This window comes from Nocardioides sp. CF8 (genome assembly GCF_000389985.1).
Taxonomy (GTDB): domain Bacteria; phylum Actinomycetota; class Actinomycetes; order Propionibacteriales; family Nocardioidaceae; genus Nocardioides; species Nocardioides allogilvus.
Genome location: NZ_CM001852.1, coordinates 372,516 through 389,695, shown reverse-complemented (window position 1 = coordinate 389,695; position 17,180 = coordinate 372,516). Strand labels below are relative to the sequence as shown.

The window sequence follows — 17,180 nt, the reverse complement described above, 5'->3', positions numbered from 1 at the left end:
GGCTCCTTGATCGTTCCAATCCCTTGGCAGCATAATCGCTGGAACGGCGTGGGGAGGATGAGGTCATGCGCAAGCTCTCCCTCCTCCTCACTCTTGCGGTGTTCGCCGCGTGCAGCGCCGGCGAGAACCGTCCCGGCACCCCACCGACCGAGCCCGCCGCGGAGCCCACCCGGGTGCGTCCCTCCTCGAGCGCCACCTCGGTGCGGCCGACGTCCCCCGACCCGTCCCCCAGCGGGGCCGAGCTGGCGCGACTGAACGCGGCGCTGATCGACGCGGCCTGGGCCAACGACCTGCCGGCCGCGCGGCGCCTCATCGCGCGCGGCGCCGACGTCAACCACACCGACGAGACGACGCAGAGCGCCTACCTGATCGCGACCAGCGAGGGCCACCGCGACCTGCTCGACCTCACCCTGGCAGCCGGGGCGCGGGTCGACGCCAAGGACCGCTTCAACGGCACCGGGCTGATCCGCGCGGCCGATCGCGGGCACTGGGACATCGCCGGGCGACTCGTCCGGGCCGGCATCGACCTCGACCATGTCAACAATCTGGGCTGGACCGCGCTGCACGAGGCGGTGATCCTCGGCGACGGGTCCCAGCGCTACCTCGACACCGTGCGCGTGCTGCTCGCAGCCGGCGTCGACGCGACCGTCCCGGCGGTCGAGGACGGGTTCACCGCGCGCGAGCACGCGGAGCAACGTGGGTACGGCGACATCGCGAGCCTGCTCGCACGAGCCGACCGGCCGGTGCGCCGGCCTGAGGCGGCGCTGCTCGCAGCGGCCCGGGCGGGCGACGCCGACAACGCCTCGCTCGCCCTGCGGGCCGGAGCACAGGTGGACGCACGTGACGGCGATCGCCGTACGCCACTCCTGCACGCCGTGATCGGCGACGTCGGCCAGGTCGCGCGCGTGCTCGTCGCCCTGGGTGCAGACCCCGACGCGGTCGACGCGCAGTCCGACACCCCGTGGCTGGTGACCGGTGTGACCGGCTCGGTCCCGATGGGCCGGCTGCTGCTCACCGCCGATCCCGACGTGACGCTGCGCAACCGCTACGGCGGGGTGTCGATCATCCCGGCGGCCGAGCGCGGCCACGCGGCCTACGTCCGCTGGGCCGTGCGAGCGACCGACATCGACGTCGACCACGTCAACGACCTCGGCTGGACGGCGTTGCTGGAGGCGGTGCTCCTCGGCGAGGGAACCACACCGTGGCAGCGCATCGTGCGGACCCTGCTCGCGGCCGGCGCGGACCCGCAGCTCGCCGACCGCGACGGGGTGACGGCGCTGGAGCACGCGCGCCGTCGCGGCTTCGAGGAGATCGCGCGCCTGCTGGCGAGGTGAGTGTCGGTGCCGTCACCTACGGTTCACCGCATGAGCAAATCCGCGAAGGTCAGGCCTGCCTATCGCTGCACGGAGTGCGGCTGGGAGACGACCAAGTGGGTCGGTCGCTGTGGGGAGTGCCAGGCGTGGGGATCGGTCGCCGAGACAGCCGCGCCGACCATGCGCGCGACCGCGTCGCCGGTCACGACCCCTGCCGTGCCGATCGGTCAGGTGTCGGTCGAGGACTCGCAGTTCCGCACCAGCGGGGTGCCCGAGCTCGACCGGGTGCTCGGTGGCGGGCTGGTCCCCGGAGCCGCGATCCTGCTCGCCGGCGAGCCCGGCGTCGGCAAGTCGACGCTGCTGCTCGAGGTCGCCGCCCAGACCGCGCGGGTCCGCACCCGCACCCTCTACGTCACCGGTGAGGAGTCGGCTTCCCAGGTCCGGCTCCGTGCCGACCGCACCGGCGGGGTGCACGACGAGCTCTTCCTCGCCGCTGAGACCGATCTGGGCGCCGTGCTCACCCACATCGAGCAGGTGCGCCCGACACTGCTCGTCATCGACTCCGTGCAGACCATCGGCGCGAGCGGCATCGAGGGCGTCCCCGGTGGCGTCACCCAGGTGAAGGAGGTGGCGGCCGCGCTGATCCGGGTCGCCAAGACCCGCAACATCACCACCGTCCTGGTCGGCCACGTCACCAAGGACGGCTCGATCGCCGGGCCGCGCGTGCTCGAGCACCTCGTCGACGTGGTGCTGCACTTCGAGGGCGATCGCAACTCCCGCTTCCGCATGGTGCGGGCGATGAAGAACCGGTTCGGACCCATCGACGAGGTCGGGTGCTTCGATCTGTCCTCCGAGGGCATCCGCGCGGTCACCGACCCGACCGGGCTGTTCGTCGAGCACCACTCCTCGCAGGTGCCCGGCACCTGCGTGGCCGTCTCGATGGAGGGTCGCCGCCCGATGCTGGCCGAGGTGCAGGCGCTCGTGACGCCGTCGCCCCTCGAGCGCCCCCGCCGCACGACCTCGGGCATCGACGGCTCCCGGGTCGCGATGATCCTCGCGGTGCTCCAGCAGCACGCCGGGATCCGGCTGCACCAGCACGACGTGTTCGCCTCGACGGTGGGCGGCGCGCGGATCACGGAGCCCGCGGCCGACCTCGCGATCGCGATCGCCATCGCCAGCTCGATGACCGGGCTGGCGCCGCCCAAGGGCATCGTCGCGATGGGCGAGATCGGGCTCGCCGGCGAGCTGCGCCGGGTCCGCGACCTGCCGCAGCGGCTGGCCGAGGCCGCGCGCCAGGGCTTCCGGATGGCCATCGTGCCGTGCGAGCCCGGCGCTGCTGACAACTCACGTCGGCAGGTCGACGGCATGCAGGTCCTCGACGTCAGCACGGTGGCCTCCGCACTGACTGCCGTGCGTGTCACGAACGGCCATGAGCGTGGGCGTGGTCCCCTAGACTGACGGCCGCGCCGACCGGCGCGCAGTTCTGGGGAGGACTACACCGTGGCGGCAGAGCGAACCGACGACACGCTGCGTCTGCGCGCCACGCTGGCCGAGATCGCCCCGGGCACCGCGCTGCGTGACGGTCTCGAGCGGATCCTGCGCGGTCGCACCGGTGCCCTGATCGTGCTCGGCATCGACAAGACCGTCGAGTCGATCGCCACGGGCGGCTTCACCCTCGACGTCCCCTTCACCGCCACCGGCCTGCGCGAGCTGGCCAAGATGGACGGCGCGATCATCGTCGACAAGGACGTCTCGCGCATCCACCGTGCGGCCGTGCACCTCATGCCCGACCACACGATTCCCTCCGAGGAGACCGGCACCCGGCACCGCACCGCCGACCGGGTGGCGCGCCAGACCGGCTTCCCGGTGATCTCGGTGTCGCAGTCGATGCAGATCATCGCGGCCTACGTCGGCGACATCCGCCACGTGCTCGAGGACTCCGGCAAGATCCTCTCCCGCGCCAACCAGGCCCTCGCCACCCTGGAGCGCTACAAGATGCGCCTCGACGAGGTCTCCTCGACCCTCTCGGCGCTGGAGATCGAGGACCTGGTGACCGTCCGCGACGTCGCGGTCGTGGCCCAGCGCCTCGAGATGGTCACCCGCATCGCGAGCGAGATCGACGACTACGTTCTCGAGCTCGGCACCGACGGCCGTCTGCTCTCCCTGCAGCTCGAGGAGCTCATCACCGGCGTCGACGCCGAGCGCGAGCTCGTGGTCCGCGACTACCTCCCGACCGGCAAGCGCCGCAAGACCAGCCCCGAGACGATGCTGACCGACCTGGCGGCCCTGTCCCCCACCGACCTGGTCGACCCGGGCTCGGTCGCCGGCGTCCTCGGGCTCGGCACCGGCGAGCACCTCGACGGTGCCGTCGCCCCCCGCGGCTACCGCCTGCTCGCCAAGGTGCCGCGCCTGCCCGCGCAGGTCGTCGACCGGCTCGTCGAGCACTTCGGCGGCCTCCAGCAGCTCCTGTCCGCCGGCATCGACGACCTCCAGGCCGTCGAGGGTGTCGGCGAGCTCCGTGCTCGCAGCGTGCGCGAAGGGCTCTCGCGGCTCGCCGAGTCGAGCATCACCGAGCGCTACATCTGACCGGGCGCCGCAGCGGCGCTGGCCTTCGGGCCGAGCGGTGAGTGAGCCACATTTCCGCGCGCTCGAATGTGGGTGACTCACCTCCCGCGGGTGCGTCACCGGCGACTCGCCGTACGAGCGGTGGGCCAGCAACTGTTTCGATGGCCACGGACGGTTGCTGAGGCACCGCCCGGGACTGGACTGGCCTCAGCCCTCGGAGTTGCCGTTGCCCTGCTCGCCGGGCGTGTGGGCGGTGTCGGTGTCGCCCGGCTCGTTCTTCTTGCCCTGGTTCTTGCCGTTGCCCTTGGTCGTGGGTTCGGGCTTGGGGGTGATCGTCTTGGTGATCACGGCGCTCGCGGGGCGGACCAGCTCGAACTGGACGTCGGTCGGCTCACCGCCGAGGGCGGCGGCCTCCACGTGGTAGAACCCGGGAAAGGCCCATCCGCGCTGCGCGGTGCAGCCCTCGTCCGAGCGGCGAGCGTCCTCCCAGACGACGCTGATGGGTGCGTCGACGGCCTGCCGGACGACGACCTCCTGGGGGACGATGCTGGCCGGGCACTCGCGGCTCGCCCAGATCGCGTCGTTGCCCGAGGTGATGGACACGGTCAGCGTGTTGGGTGAGACCGTCCAGGTGCAGGCCGGCGACTCGAGCGTGCGCAGGTTGAGGGTGATCGGCACGTCGACCCCGCCCTGGGCTTCCGTCACGACGGGGGTGGCGACGATGTCGCTGTTCTCGCACGGGCCGGTGGGCTCGGCGAGCGGCGGCTCGGTGGGGGTCTGCTGCTTCTTCTTGCGTTTGCGCTTCACCGGCTCGGTCGTCGGCGTCTCGGTCGGCTCACTCGTCGTCACGCCGACCGTCGTCGCCTTGGCACCGTCGTCAGAGCCGTCGCTGGACCCACCCAGGATCCGCGCGAACCCGATCACGAGCACCAGCGCGAGGCCGAGCAGGAGCAGCCGGCGCGTCCAGTAGACGCGCGCGGGCAACGGACCACGGGGTTGCAGGGGCGGGGAAGCCATGGCGACACGGTAGACAGCGAGCGCGCCTCAACGCGGCTGCCACTCCGCGAGGACCCCCACCAGGCTTAGGATCTGCGGTGATGAGCGACCTCCACGACCCCGTGCTCGGGTGGTACGACGAGCACGCACGCGAGCTCCCGTGGCGCTCCCCGTCGGCGTCGGCGTGGTCGGTGATGGTCTCGGAGTTCATGCTCCAGCAGACCCCGGTCGCCCGGGTCCTCCCGGTGCACGCCGCCTGGCTGGACCGCTGGCCCACCCCCGCGGCGCTCGCCGCCGAGTCCACCGGCGAGGCGGTACGGATGTGGGGCCGGCTCGGCTACCCCCGACGAGCGCTGCGGCTACACGCGGCCGCCACGGCGATCGTCGCCGATCACGGCGGCGGGGTGCCCGCGGCGTACGGCGACCTGCTGGCCCTGCCCGGGATCGGGGACTACACCGCTGCGGCGATCGCGAGCTTCGCCTTCGGACAGCGGCACGTCGTGCTCGACACCAACGTGCGTCGGGTGTTCGCGCGAGCGGTCAGCGGCACGGAGTTCCCGCCGGCGTCGGTGACCCGCGCGGAACGCGACCTCGCCACCGACCTGCTGCCGCCGGACGCCGCGACGGCCGCCACCTGGGCCGTCGCGGTGATGGAGCTGGGCGCGCTCGTCTGCACCGCCCGCGACCCGCGCTGCGACACCTGTCCGATCGCGGACCGGTGCGCCTGGCAGGCCGCCGGGCGCCCGGCCCACGCCGGCCCGCCGCGGCGCGGCCAGGCCTGGGACGGCACCGACCGGCAGTGCCGGGGTCGGATCATGGCGCTGCTGCGCGACGCGGAGGGGTCCGTCCCCACGTCCCGCATCCACGCCGTGTGGCCGGACGACACCCAGCGCGAACGCTGCCTGGCCGGCCTCGTCGCCGACCGGCTGGTCGAGGCCGTCGGCCCGTCGGCGTACGCCCTGCCGTCCTGACCGGATCCCGCGGTAGTTCAGTGAGAGATTGCGGTGATTCGGCGCGGACAGTGCAATCTCTCACTTGACTACGCAGGGCACCGCGCACGCCGCTGACCCGAAATGCGCCGGAGCCCCCGGCCAGGTCGGCCAGGGGCTCCGGGTGGTGCGGGATGACTCAGTCGGAGGACTTCTCCACGTCGACCGGGCCGGCGGAGTCGTCGGGACCCTCGAGCGGGGACTCGGGGTCGCCCACGACGTCGGCGGTCTCGAAGGGCGGCATGTCCGGCATCGCCGAGACCTTCTGACCCTTGAACGTGAAGGTGGCACTCGGGCCTTCGCCCTCGATGTCGACGAGCACGATCTGGCCGGGGCCGATCTCGCCGAAGAGCATCTTCTCCGCCATCACGTCCTCGATCTCGCGCTGGATGGTCCGACGCAGCGGACGCGCACCCAGCACCGGGTCGAAGCCCCGCTCGGCCAGGAGGTTCTTGGCCGGCTGGGTCAGCTCGAGCTGCATGTCGCGGTCCTTGAGCCGGAGCTCGACGCCCGCGATCATGTTGTCGACCATCGAGACGATCTGGTCCTGCGACAGCGGCGGGAACACGATGATCTCGTCGACGCGGTTGAGGAACTCGGGCTTGAAGTGCTGCTTGAGCTCCTCGGCCACCTTGGTCTTCATCCGGTCGTAGGTGCTGCCGTCGCCCGACTGCTGGAAGCCGAGGTTCTGGCCCTTGGAGATGTCGCGCGTGCCGAGGTTGGTGGTCATGATGATGACGGTGTTCTTGAAGTCGACCACCCGGCCCTGCGAGTCGGTCAGGCGACCTTCCTCGAGGATCTGCAACAGGCTGTTGAAGATGTCGGGGTGGGCCTTCTCGACCTCGTCGAAGAGCACGACGGAGAACGGCTTGCGGCGCACCTTCTCGGTGAGCTGGCCGCCCTCTTCGTAGCCGACGTAGCCGGGAGGCGAGCCGAAGAGCCGCGAGACGGTGTGCTTCTCGCTGAACTCGCTCATGTCGAGCTGGATCAGCGAGTCCTCGTCACCGAACAGGAAGTCGGCGAGCGTCTTGGACAGCCACGTCTTTCCGACACCGGACGGGCCGGCGAAGATGAACGAGCCGCCGGGACGCTTCGGGTCCTTGAGGCCGGCACGAGTACGGCGGATGGCGCGTGAGAGAGCCTTGACGGCCTCCTCCTGGCCGATGACGCGCTTGTGCAGCTCTTCTTCCATGTTGAGCAGTCGCGAGGACTCCTCCTCGGAGAGCTTGACGATCGGGATGCCGGTCGCGACGGCGAGCACCTCGGCGATCAGCTCCTCGTCGACCTCGGCGACCTCGTCCATGTCACCGGAGCGCCACTGGGTCTCGCGCTCGGCCTTGCGGGCGATGAGCTGCTTCTCCTCGTCGCGCAGGCGGGCGGCGGCCTCGAAGTCCTGGCCGTCGATCGCGGCCTCCTTGCGCTTGCGCACGTCGGCGATCTTGTCGTCGTACTCACGCAGGTCGGCAGGCGCGGTCATCCGGCGGATGCGCAGGCGCGAGCCGGCCTCGTCGATGAGGTCGATCGCCTTGTCCGGCAGGAACCGGTCGGAGATGTAGCGGTCGGCGAGGGTGGCAGCGGAGACCAGCGCCTCGTCGGTGATGGTCACGCGGTGGTGCGCTTCGTAGCGGTCACGCAGGCCCTTGAGCATCTCGATCGTGTGGGCGATCGACGGCTCGGCGACCTGGATCGGCTGGAAGCGGCGCTCGAGCGCGGCGTCCTTCTCGAGGTACTTGCGGTATTCGTCGAGGGTCGTCGCACCGATCGTCTGCAGCTCGCCTCGCGCCAGCATCGGCTTGAGGATCGAGGCCGCGTCGATCGCGCCCTCGGCCGCACCGGCACCGACGAGGGTGTGGATCTCGTCGATGAACAGCACGATGTCGCCGCGGGTGCGGATCTCCTTGAGGACCTTCTTCAGGCGCTCCTCGAAGTCACCGCGGTAGCGCGAGCCGGCGACGAGCGCGCCGAGGTCGAGGGTGTAGATGTGCTTGTCCTTGAGCGTCTCGGGCACGTTGCCCTTGACGATGTCCTGGGCCAGGCCCTCGACGATGGTCGTCTTGCCGACGCCGGGCTCGCCGATCAGCACCGGGTTGTTCTTGGTGCGCCGCGAGAGGATCTGCATGACCCGCTCGATCTCCTGCTCGCGCCCGATGACCGGGTCGAGCTTGCCCTCACGGGCGGCCTGGGTCAGGTTGCGGCCGAACTGGTCGAGCACCAGCGAGCTCGACGGTGCCTCGGCGCCGGAGCCGGTCTGGGAGGCGCCGGACGCAGCCGACTCCTTGCCCTGGAAGCCGGAGAGCAGCTGGATGACCTGCTGGCGCACCCGGTTGAGGTCTGCGCCCAGCTTCTGCAGCACCTGGGCGGCGACGCCCTCGCCCTCGCGGATCAGCCCGAGGAGGATGTGCTCGGTGCCGATGTAGGAGTGGCCGAGCTGCAGCGCCTCGCGCAGCGACAGCTCGAGCACCTTCTTGGCGCGCGGCGTGAACGGGATGTGGCCCGACGGGGCCTGCTGGCCCTGGCCGATGATCTCCTCGACCTGGGCGCGCACGGCCTCCAGGGAGATGTCGAGGGACTCGAGGGCCTTGGCTGCGACGCCCTCGCCCTCGTGGATGAGACCGAGCAGGATGTGCTCGGTCCCGATGTAGTTGTGGGAGAGCATGCGGGCCTCTTCCTGGGCCAGCACGACAACTCGCCGGGCTCGGTCGGTGAACCGCTCGAACATGTGCGCTCCTCAATGTCTGTGGTCCGCGAAATTGCTGCGGACAGTGGGCTCAACGCCCGACTCCACCCTACGTGTTCCCGCCGGCGGATCGGAGCCGTCCGCTGACAGCGAACAGAGCGGTCAGTCGGCGTACGTCGCGGTCGCGACCGTCGCCGTCCGAGGATCGAGGAACCACACGCTCCCGCCACCGCTGGTCGGGGCCGTGTGCTCGATCCTCACACCGGAACTGCACGACCACCAGCGACAACGAGACCGCCGTCAGGCGTGCGCGGTGAGCGTGTGTTCAACACGTGGGTTCCGCGTGAAATGTTGCTCGCCGCGCCCCCGGAGGGGGACGCGGCGAGCGAACAAGGGTGGATCAGTGTGCGGCGTCGTAGGCCTGCTGGATGTCGGCGGAGATGCGACCGCGCTCCGAGACCTCCATGCCCTGGCCACGGGCCCACTCGCGGACGTCCTTGGTGTTGGACGACGAGCCGGCAGCCTTGCGGCCGCGACGAGCGCCACCGCTCACCTTGCGGGCGTGGCCGACATAACCGCTCAGTGCCTCGCGCAGGGCGGCGGCGTTGCTGTCCGTGAGGTCGATCTCGTAGGTCGTGCCGTCGAGACCGAACGTCACGGTCTCGTCGGCCTCGGTGCCGTCGAGGTCATCGACAAGAATGATGTTGACCTTTTGCGCCACGATTCCTCATTTCAATACAGGGGCAGGAGAAAGCGGGATCCACACTACTCATACCTGAATTGTCGAGGCAATACGCGCCGAATTGGATATCAGGAATTGCGCTCGAAGACCAGTCGGAGCCCCTGCAGGGTCAGCCAGGGTGAATGCGCGGTGAAACACGAGCATTCCTCGCGCACGAGCGGGGCGAGATGACCGGTTGAAATGACATTGACGTCGGCCACGTCGACCCCGAGCTCGGCGATCATCCGCGCCACCATGCCGTCGACCTGGGCCGCGACGCCGAACAGCATCCCGCTCTGCAGCGCCTCGACGGTGTTCTTGGCGATCACCGAACGAGGTCGCTGGAGCTCGACCTTGCGCAGCTGGGCGCCTCGTCGGCCCAGGGCCTCGAGGGAGATCTCGATTCCGGGCGCAATCGCACCACCGACATATTGTCCGGACTCACTCACGACGTCGAAAGTCGTCGCCGTACCACCGAAATCAACCACGATCGCGGGGCCGCCGAATTCACTTGCTGCGGCCAGTGCATTGATGATGCGATCAGCGCCGACTTCACGCGGGTTGTCCATCAACACCGGCACACCGGTGCGCACACCGGGCTCCACGACGACACTGCGGATGCCCTCGAAATGGCGAGCGAGCATGTCGCGCCATTCGTGCAGGACCGCGGGCACCGTCGCGCACACGGCGATCGCGTCGATGCTGCGGCCCGTGTCGGCCAGCAGCCCGCGCACGAGCACGGCCCACTCGTCGGACGTTCGTCGCTCGTCGGTCGAGACCCGCCAGTGCGCGACGACGTCCGCGCCGTCGAGGAGTCCCAGGACGGTGTCGGCGTTGCCGATGTCGGCGGCGAGCAGCGTCATGCGTCCACGAGGTCCATGCCGATGTCGAAGACCTTCACCGAGTGGGTCAGTGCTCCGACGGAGATGAAGTCGACGCCGGTCTCACCGACCTCGCGGGCCCGCTCGATCGTCAGACCCCCGGAGGCCTCCAGGACCGCACGCCCGGCGGTGATCTCGACCGCCTCGGCCATCATCGCGGTCGACATGTTGTCGAGCAGGATGCGCTCGCAGCCGGCAGCGAGGAGCTCGCGCAGCTGGTCGAGGTCGGTCACCTCGACCTCGATCGGGAGGCCCGGGTAGGCAGCCCGGACGGCCTCGAGGGCGGGCACGACTCCCCCGGCGGCGATGACGTGGTTGTCCTTGACCATCGCCATGTCGGCGAGGGAGAAGCGGTGGTTGACGCCGCCGCCGCAGCGGACGGCGTACTTCTGCAGCGCGCGCCACCCGGGCAGGGTCTTGCGCGTGTCGAGCACCTGGGCGGTGGTGCCCTCCAGCGCGTCGACCCAGTGGGCGGTGGCGGTCGCGACACCGGAGAGGTGGCAGGCGAAGTTGAGGGCGGTCCGCTCGGCGGTGAGCAGCCCCCGCGTCGGGCCGGCCACCCGCATGACGACGTCGCCCTCGGCGACGCGCGTGCCGTCGGCGACCCGGCCGTCGATCTGGACGTCGTCGCCCATGACGTGGTGGAAGACCATCGCGGCGATCGCCAGCCCGGCCACGACGCCGGGCTCGCGGGCCTCCCAGTCGGCGCTGCCGCGGGCGTCGTCGGAGATGGTGGCCGCGCTGGTGGTGTCGTCCGAGCCGTCCGGCAGGTCCTCCGCGAGCGCGCGGACGATGTCGGCGTAGATCGCCTCCGGGTCGAGTCCCGCCTCGGCGATCTCGGCGATGAGCTCGGCCGGCAGGGCGGCGTACGACGTTGAACTCATGCGACTGCTCCAGTGGAAGGGTCGGTCGAGCGGGCCGGCAGGAACTCCTGCTCCAGCTGCCCGTCGACGAGGCGGGTGTCGATGTGACCGGCCTGGGCCACGTCGTCGCGGTCGGGGAAGTCCTCACGCCAGTGGGAGCCGCGGGTCTCCTCGCGCCGGAGCGCGGCCTGGGCCAGGGCGCTGCTGATGGCGTGGAGGTTGGTGGTCTCCCAGCCGTCGACGCCGGGGACGGCCTGGCTGCCGGCATCGCGGCCGTCTAGCCAGTCGATCGCCTCGGTGATCCCGTCGGCGGTGCGCAGGACGCCGACACGGGTCGTCATCATGGCCTGGAGGTCGGGACGCAGCGTCCAGTCGACCAGGCCGTCGGCACGCTTGTCCTCGGCCGGGGTCGACCACTCGCGCAGCTCGCCGGGCAGCACCTGGGCGATGCGGCGCGAGAACACGAGGCCTTCCAAGAGCGAGTTGGAGGCAAGCCGGTTGGCACCGTGTACGCCGCTGCACGCGACCTCGCCGGTGGCGTAGAGCCCGGGCACGCTGGAGCGCCCGTCGAGGTCGGTGGCCACCCCGCCGGACGCGTAGTGCTGGGCGGGAGCCACGGGGATCAGCTCGGTGATCGGGTCGACGCCGTGCTCGCGGCAGACCGCGAGGATCGTCGGGAAGCGCTTCTCCCAGAACTCGCGACCGAGGTGGCGCGCATCGAGCCACATGTGGGGCTTGTCGGTCTCCAGCATCCGGCGGGTGATCGCCTTGGCGACGACGTCACGAGGCGCCAGGTCGGCGAGCTCGTGCTGGCCCTGCATGAAGCGATCGCCCTCGAAGTCGACGAGGAAGGCACCCTCACCACGCACCGCCTCGGAGATCAGCGGCTGCTGGCCCTGGGAGTCGGGCCCGAGATACATCACCGTCGGGTGGAACTGCACGAACTCGAGGTCGCGCAGGGTCGCGCCCGCACGCAGCGCGATGGCCATGCCGTCGCCGGTGGAGACGCTCGGGTTGGTGGACTGCGAGAACACCTGGCCCAGCCCGCCGCTTGCCAGCACGATCGCGCGGCAGTGAGCCGCGCCGACACCGTCACGCTGGCCCTCGCCGAGGACGTGCAGGGTCACCCCGGCCACACCACCGTCATCGGCGAGCAGGAGGTCGACGGCCAGCGCGTGCTGGATGACCTCGATCTCGGGGGCCCGCTCGATCGCGGCGATGAGGGCGCGCTGGATCTCGGCGCCCGTCGCGTCGCCACCGGCGTGCGCGATCCGGTCGCGGTGGTGACCGCCCTCCCGGGTCAGCGACAGCTCTCCGTCGTGGTGGTCGAACTCGGTGCCGAGCGCGATCAGCTCGTGCACGGCGTCGGGCCCCTCGGTCACGAGGGCGCGGACGGCCTCGACGTCACACGCCCCGGCGCCGGCGACGAGGGTGTCGTGGAGGTGCTCCTCGGGGGTGTCGCCCGGGCCGAGCGCCGCGGCGATCCCGCCCTGCGCCCACTGGGTGGAGCCGGCGTTGAGGACGTCCTTGGTGACCACCAGCAGCTTGAGGCTGCGGTCGGCCGCGTGGATCCGCAGCGCGGCCGTCAGCCCGGCGATGCCGGAACCGATCACCACGACGTCTGCGCGGGTGGTCCACCCGGGCTCGGGAGCCGTCAGTCGTTGCGGGACCCCGGCCGAGGATGCAGTCATCCGCGCAGGCTAGCGGGCGAGGAAGTCGCCGCGAGTCAGCGACGGGTCGCCGAACGTCTCGGCGGGGGCGAAGCCGGTCGCCATCACCTTGTTGTCGGCGTCGACGAAGACGACGGCGGGCTTGTAGTCCTTCGCCTCCGCGGTCTCCATCTGGCCGTAGGCGATCAGGATGACCGTGTCACCGGGGTGCACGAGGCGGGCGGCGGCACCGTTGATGCCGATGACGCCCGAGCCGCGCTCGCCGGCGATCGTGTAGGTCTCGAGCCGAGCGCCGTTGGTGACGTCGACGATGTGGACGAGCTCGCCGGAGAGCAGGTCGGCGGCGTCGAGGAGGTCCTCGTCCACGGTCACCGAACCGACGTAGTGGAGGTCCGCCTGGGTCACGGTGGCCCGGTGGATCTTGGACTTCATCATCGTGCGCAGCATCAGCTGCTCCTTTCATCAGTGGTCGAGCCCGCGACTGCGGTGCCCGCCGGTGTCGTGACGTGGATGCTCATGTTGTCGATCAGGCGCGTGCTGCCGACCTTCGCGGCGACCAGGATGCGCCCCTCGCCGTTGTCCGGCGCCTCGCCGAGGTCGACGCCGGTGAGCGCGAGGTAGTCGAGCTCCACCAAGGGCTCGGACTTGAGGACGCTCATCGCCGCCCACCGCGCCGGCGCGACGCCGTACGCCGCCCGCTCCTGCGCCGCGCGCAGCGCACGGTTGAGGACGGTCGCCGCGGCGCGCTGCGCGGGGTCGAGGTAGCGGTTGCGGCTGGACATCGCGAGGCCGTCGGCCTCGCGCATCGTCTCCGCACCGACGATCTCGACGGGCAGGCACAGGTCGCGCACCATCGCCCGGATGAGGGCGAGCTGCTGGTAGTCCTTCTGGCCGAAGACCGCGACGTCGGGCTGGACGAGGCCGAAGAGCTTGGCGACGACCGTGAGGACACCGTCGAAGTGGCCGGGCCGGGACTCCCCGTCGAGGATCGTGGCGAGCGTGCCGGGATGGACCGTGACGCCGTCACGGACGCTGTCGTGGTTGAAGCCGCCGGGATACATCTCCTCGACGGCCGGGGCGAACACCACGGCGACATCGTTGGCCGCGCAGAGCCCGAGGTCCTCGGGCAGGGTGCGCGGGTAGCGGTCGAGGTCCTCGGTCGGCGCGAACTGCATCGGGTTGACGAAGATGCTGACCACGACGACGTCGGCGTGCTCGGCCGCCTCGCGCATCAGGCTCGCGTGACCCTCGTGCAGAGCGCCCATCGTGGGCACGAAGCCGATGCGCTTGCCCGACTTGCGCGCGTCGGCGAGCAGGTCGGTGAGCTCCTCGCGGGTGTTCGCGAGGGACGGTTTCGTGGTCATCGGCGCGCGGGCACCTTCTGCTCGGCCGCGGCGAGGACCTGGCGCAGCTTGGCCGCACGGATCGGCAGCAGGCGACCGTCGGTGACGACGCGGTCGAGCGTGGCGCGGGCGAGCGAGAGGTAGGAGGGGACGGTCTCGGGCGCGTTGGCGGTGATCTCGACCAGGTGGGCGCGGACCGTCTCGACGTCGCCACGGACGATCGGGCCCGTGAGCGCGGCGTCGCCGTGCGCGAGCGCGTTGTCGAGCGCGGCGTTGAGGAGCGGGCGCAGCGTGTCGGCGGGGCTGTCCCCACCGGCCGCGGCGAGCATCTCCATCGCCTGGGTGACCAGGGTGACGAGGTGGTTGGCGCCGTGGGCGAGCCCTGCGTGGTAGAGCGTGCGCTTGTCCTCGGCGACCCACATCGGGCGCCCGCCGAGGTCGGCGACGAGCTGCTCGGTGACGGCCCGCTCGCCCTCGCCGGCGGTGACGCCGAAGACCGCGTCGCGCAGTCGGGGCAGGTCGACCTCGGTGCCGGTGAACGTCATCGCCGGGTGCAGCGCGATGGTGCGCGCGCCGACGGCGGCGGCGTCGGCCAGCACGGCGAGCCCGTGGGCACCGCTGGTGTGGACGACGAGCTGGCCCTCGCGGATCGCGCCGCTCGCACTCAGCATCGCGACGACGTTGGGCAGCATGTCGTCGGGGACGGTGAGGAGCAGCAGGTCGGCGGCACGAGCGGCGTCGCTCGGCTTCATGACCGGGGTGCCGGGGAGGAGGGACTCGATGCGGCCACGCGATGCGTCGGACTCACCGGCGGCGGCCACGATCTCGTGGCCCGCGGTGCGGAGCGCGGCGGCGAGGACGGCGCCGACGCGGCCTGCGCCCACGACACCCACACGGAACTGAGTCATTGCACGAACCCTTTCGTTCCAGTCCCGCCGACCACCCCTGGTGGGGCCGGTGTGGGTACCAGACTTGGTGCTCGATCTGTTGAACAAGGAGCGTACGCCGCCTCATTCCGCCCTGTGAACAGGAAGTGAACGTGACCTGGCCTACATCGCCGTACGCCGCTCAGGCGCGCAGGTGCAGCTTCGCGTGGTCCGGGTCGTCGACGACGAAGGGGCGCGGCGCGCGCGGCAGCCAGGTGTGGGTGACGTAGTCGACGACGTGCTCGCCCTCGGGCGCGTTGATCTCGGTGACGCCCTCGGGGACCTCACCGTTGTTGAGGGCGTTGAAGACGAGCCACTCGCGCCGCTTGCGGCGGTTGCGGACGCTGGTCGCGAACGACTCCGGGTTGGTCCAGTGGGCGAACTCGTCGCCGTCGAGATACTTCAGCTCGACGACCAGCCCCTGCGGCAGCGCGAACTGCCGTGTCTCGGGCGGGGTCGTGCGGATCTCCCACTCCGGCGCCTTGGAGTAGACGAAGTCGGGCGTCATCGGGAAGCCCCACTCCTCGATGTTGCGCAGCCCGAGGTCGAGGAAGGCGCGCCGGTCGGACTCGATGTAGAGCCCGTGGCGCGGGAAGCGGATCACGGCCTCGGCGGTCCCGACCTGCCAGGAGAGGTCGGCCATCGACACCTCGCCCTCGGTGGTGAGGACCATGTCGCCGTCCCACTTCCACGAGTAGCGGGTGCGGACGTGGGAGAAGCACCAGTTGTAGAAGTAGGCCAGCGAGTGGACGCTGCGCTCGGGCACGGCGAGGTGCTCGGCGCCGGCGCGGGCCACGTCGAAGGGGTAGTGCTTCAGCGTGAACTTCTCGCTCACCCCGTGTTCCGCGGCGACCGCGAGGGCGGCCTCACCGGTGCCGTCGGTCGAGTTGTTGTCGACGAGCAGCACGTGGTCGCAGGCCCGCAGCAGCGGCGGCAGCACGAACCTCATCGACTCCGCCTCGTTCTTCACCCGGAGCACGGCGGTCGCCCCACGCTTCAGCGCGCCCTGGTTCCAGGGCCACACGATGTCGAAGTCGGTGTGGCCCTCGACGTTGCTCAGGCCGTGCCCGGCGCCGACCGGGACGCTCACGCGTCTCCCGCCGCCGGCTCCGAGGCCCGCTCGCGGCCCAGTGCCTTGCGCACCCCGCGGCGTACGGACGGCGGGATCTTCGCGCGGACGTCGTGGGGGATCTTGTCGGCCAGGCCGCTCGGCTCGGGCGCCTCGACCTCGGCGGCCGTGCGGGCCCCGGCGATGCGGGCGGCGACGACCGATGACTTGCTGATCGCCTCGGCCTCCTCGTAGAGGTCGGTGTAGGCGTCACGCAGCTCGTCGAGCGTGGCGTGCACCGACGCGACGTCACCGTCGGGGTTGGCGAGCTTGTTCAGCTCCTCCCACGTCTGCCCGGTCAGCTCGTGCAGGCGGGGCGGCAGTGCGAGGTCGTCGAGGGACGCGGTCACGCGACGCAGCGTCGGGTCGATGAAGCGGTGCACCTCGCGGATCAGGTCGCTGCGGGTGTGCACGATCGATTGCAGGTCCAGGGTCTGACCGACGTGCATCGTCGTCTTCACCCAGTCGGTCAGCAGGTCCTCGTAGCGCACGAACACCCGCGCCGAGCCGGCCTCCTCGCGGGTCGCCCGCTCGGTGTGGAGCAGCATGTTGAGCCAGCTCGCCGCGAGGTGGGCGGAGCCGAGCTTGTTGGCGTAGTACTTCTGCTTGCTGCCGACGACCTCGGCCGGCGGACGCAGCATCGTCACGAAGACCGGCGTGGCGCCGGTGCGGATGGCGGCCACCCGCCACAGGCCGAGGAACCAGCTCAGCCGCGGGTCCTTCACCACCAGCTCGGGGTGTACGGCGAAGTGTGGCTCCAGCCAGTCCGCGACCCGGATCCTGGCGGGCTCGCGGGTGGAGATGCGACCCGTCTCGAACCACGCGCTCGGGCGCGAGTCGCTCACCTGGACGCCGGCCTCCTTGAGCAGGCGGTCGTGCAGGTCGACGGCCCACTGCGGCTCGGAGAAGCCACGCGGGTTGGACGCATCGGCCGGCACCTCGGGCAGCGGCACGTGCATGCCGAGCTTGCTGGCGATCCCCGCCATCGTGGAGGTGCCACTGCGGCCTGCACCCGCGACGAAGAGCACCTTCCGCGGGACACCGTCGGGGTTCATCTCGTCGATCGCACGCGCCTGAGCAGTCACGGCGGGGAGCCTACTAGGTGTTCTGTCCACGGAGGTTAGGCAG

At 70.9% G+C, this 17,180-nt stretch carries 15 protein-coding genes; 4 read left to right on the top strand and 11 right to left on the bottom strand.

Translation table 11 applies throughout. From position 1 onward, the window contains the following. The first annotated feature begins 65 nt into the window (after positions 1-65). The 3 genes from CF8_RS21310 to disA are packed head-to-tail and all read left to right on the top strand — an operon-like array spanning position 66 to position 3,899. Positions 66-1,334, top strand: coding sequence for an ankyrin repeat domain-containing protein (locus CF8_RS21310; protein ID WP_010831443.1), 1,269 nt, complete (start codon positions 66-68; stop codon positions 1,332-1,334). A 30-nt stretch (positions 1,335-1,364) separates the two neighbouring features. Further along, entirely contained in the window at positions 1,365-2,771 is a 1,407-nt protein-coding gene (radA, locus tag CF8_RS01865) for a DNA repair protein RadA (RefSeq protein ID WP_036489999.1), read from the top strand. 42 nt (positions 2,772-2,813) lie between these two features. Next, positions 2,814-3,899, top strand: coding sequence for a DNA integrity scanning diadenylate cyclase DisA (gene disA / locus CF8_RS01860; protein WP_010831441.1), 1,086 nt, complete (start codon positions 2,814-2,816; stop codon positions 3,897-3,899). A 186-nt stretch (positions 3,900-4,085) separates the two neighbouring features. Here the strand turns inward: disA and CF8_RS01855 are convergent, their stop codons facing one another. After that, on the bottom strand, positions 4,086-4,895 hold the full coding sequence (locus CF8_RS01855; RefSeq protein WP_156887128.1) for a hypothetical protein: 810 nt from the start codon (positions 4,893-4,895) through the stop codon (positions 4,086-4,088). Between the two features lie 80 nt (positions 4,896-4,975). On the opposite strand from CF8_RS01855, the gene CF8_RS01850 reads away from it, so the two are divergent. Further along, positions 4,976-5,845 carry an A/G-specific adenine glycosylase gene (locus CF8_RS01850; RefSeq protein ID WP_036489997.1) on the top strand — a complete coding sequence of 290 codons (870 nt, stop codon included), beginning with the start codon at positions 4,976-4,978 and terminating at the stop codon, positions 5,843-5,845. 157 nt (positions 5,846-6,002) lie between these two features. Here the strand turns inward: CF8_RS01850 and CF8_RS01845 are convergent, their stop codons facing one another. The 10 genes from CF8_RS01845 to CF8_RS01800 form a co-directional block, all read right to left on the bottom strand. Further along, the gene (locus CF8_RS01845; RefSeq protein WP_010831438.1) at positions 6,003-8,582 is read right to left on the bottom strand and encodes an ATP-dependent Clp protease ATP-binding subunit; all 2,580 of its coding nucleotides are present in this window, start codon (positions 8,580-8,582) and stop codon (positions 6,003-6,005) included. 358 nt (positions 8,583-8,940) lie between these two features. Next, positions 8,941-9,261: a histone-like nucleoid-structuring protein Lsr2 gene (locus CF8_RS01840; RefSeq protein ID WP_010831437.1), complete on the bottom strand. Its 321-nt coding sequence runs from the start codon at positions 9,259-9,261 to the stop codon at positions 8,941-8,943. Positions 9,262-9,350: 89 nt separating this feature from the next. Next, on the bottom strand, positions 9,351-10,124 hold the full coding sequence (locus CF8_RS01835) for a type III pantothenate kinase (RefSeq protein WP_010831436.1): 774 nt from the start codon (positions 10,122-10,124) through the stop codon (positions 9,351-9,353). Next, entirely contained in the window at positions 10,121-11,026 is a 906-nt protein-coding gene (nadC, locus tag CF8_RS01830; RefSeq protein WP_010831435.1) for a carboxylating nicotinate-nucleotide diphosphorylase, read from the bottom strand. Before nadC ends, CF8_RS01835 begins: the two co-directional genes overlap by 4 nt. After that, positions 11,023-12,696 (bottom strand): L-aspartate oxidase, encoded by a 1,674-nt coding sequence (locus CF8_RS01825; RefSeq protein ID WP_010831434.1) that lies wholly within the window; start codon positions 12,694-12,696, stop codon positions 11,023-11,025. Before CF8_RS01825 ends, nadC begins: the two co-directional genes overlap by 4 nt. A gap of 9 nt (positions 12,697-12,705) precedes the next feature. Then, complete coding sequence (gene panD / locus CF8_RS01820; protein WP_010831433.1) at positions 12,706-13,122, bottom strand: aspartate 1-decarboxylase; 417 nt, start codon at positions 13,120-13,122, stop codon at positions 12,706-12,708. Beyond that, on the bottom strand, positions 13,122-14,039 hold the full coding sequence (gene panC / locus CF8_RS01815) for a pantoate--beta-alanine ligase (protein WP_010831432.1): 918 nt from the start codon (positions 14,037-14,039) through the stop codon (positions 13,122-13,124). The genes panD and panC overlap by 1 nt, the downstream gene beginning before the upstream one ends. Continuing rightward, positions 14,036-14,926: a Rossmann-like and DUF2520 domain-containing protein gene (locus tag CF8_RS01810; protein ID WP_036489995.1), complete on the bottom strand. Its 891-nt coding sequence runs from the start codon at positions 14,924-14,926 to the stop codon at positions 14,036-14,038. Before CF8_RS01810 ends, panC begins: the two co-directional genes overlap by 4 nt. A gap of 160 nt (positions 14,927-15,086) precedes the next feature. After that, positions 15,087-16,034 (bottom strand): glycosyltransferase family 2 protein, encoded by a 948-nt coding sequence (locus tag CF8_RS01805; protein WP_010831430.1) that lies wholly within the window; start codon positions 16,032-16,034, stop codon positions 15,087-15,089. Beyond that, positions 16,031-17,137: a sulfotransferase family protein gene (locus CF8_RS01800; protein WP_010831429.1), complete on the bottom strand. Its 1,107-nt coding sequence runs from the start codon at positions 17,135-17,137 to the stop codon at positions 16,031-16,033. Before CF8_RS01800 ends, CF8_RS01805 begins: the two co-directional genes overlap by 4 nt. Positions 17,138-17,180: the final 43 nt, after the last annotated feature.

Bases quoted from the DNA above. Each gene is read 5' to 3' on its own strand.
- CF8_RS01835 (WP_010831436.1), bottom strand. From the start codon at position 10,124: ATGACGCTGCTCGCCGCCGACATCGGCAACGCCGACACCGTCCTGGGA.
- CF8_RS01850 (WP_036489997.1), top strand. From the start codon at position 4,976: ATGAGCGACCTCCACGACCCCGTGCTCGGGTGGTACGACGAGCACGCA.
- radA (WP_036489999.1), top strand. From the start codon at position 1,365: ATGAGCAAATCCGCGAAGGTCAGGCCTGCCTATCGCTGCACGGAGTGC.
- CF8_RS01825 (WP_010831434.1), bottom strand. From the start codon at position 12,696: ATGACTGCATCCTCGGCCGGGGTCCCGCAACGACTGACGGCTCCCGAG.
- CF8_RS01810 (WP_036489995.1), bottom strand. From the start codon at position 14,926: ATGACTCAGTTCCGTGTGGGTGTCGTGGGCGCAGGCCGCGTCGGCGCC.
- CF8_RS21310 (WP_010831443.1), top strand. From the start codon at position 66: ATGCGCAAGCTCTCCCTCCTCCTCACTCTTGCGGTGTTCGCCGCGTGC.
- CF8_RS01845 (WP_010831438.1), bottom strand. From the start codon at position 8,582: ATGTTCGAGCGGTTCACCGACCGAGCCCGGCGAGTTGTCGTGCTGGCC.
- panD (WP_010831433.1), bottom strand. From the start codon at position 13,122: ATGCTGCGCACGATGATGAAGTCCAAGATCCACCGGGCCACCGTGACC.
- nadC (WP_010831435.1), bottom strand. From the start codon at position 11,026: ATGAGTTCAACGTCGTACGCCGCCCTGCCGGCCGAGCTCATCGCCGAG.
- CF8_RS01855 (WP_156887128.1), bottom strand. From the start codon at position 4,895: ATGGCTTCCCCGCCCCTGCAACCCCGTGGTCCGTTGCCCGCGCGCGTC.
- panC (WP_010831432.1), bottom strand. From the start codon at position 14,039: ATGACCACGAAACCGTCCCTCGCGAACACCCGCGAGGAGCTCACCGAC.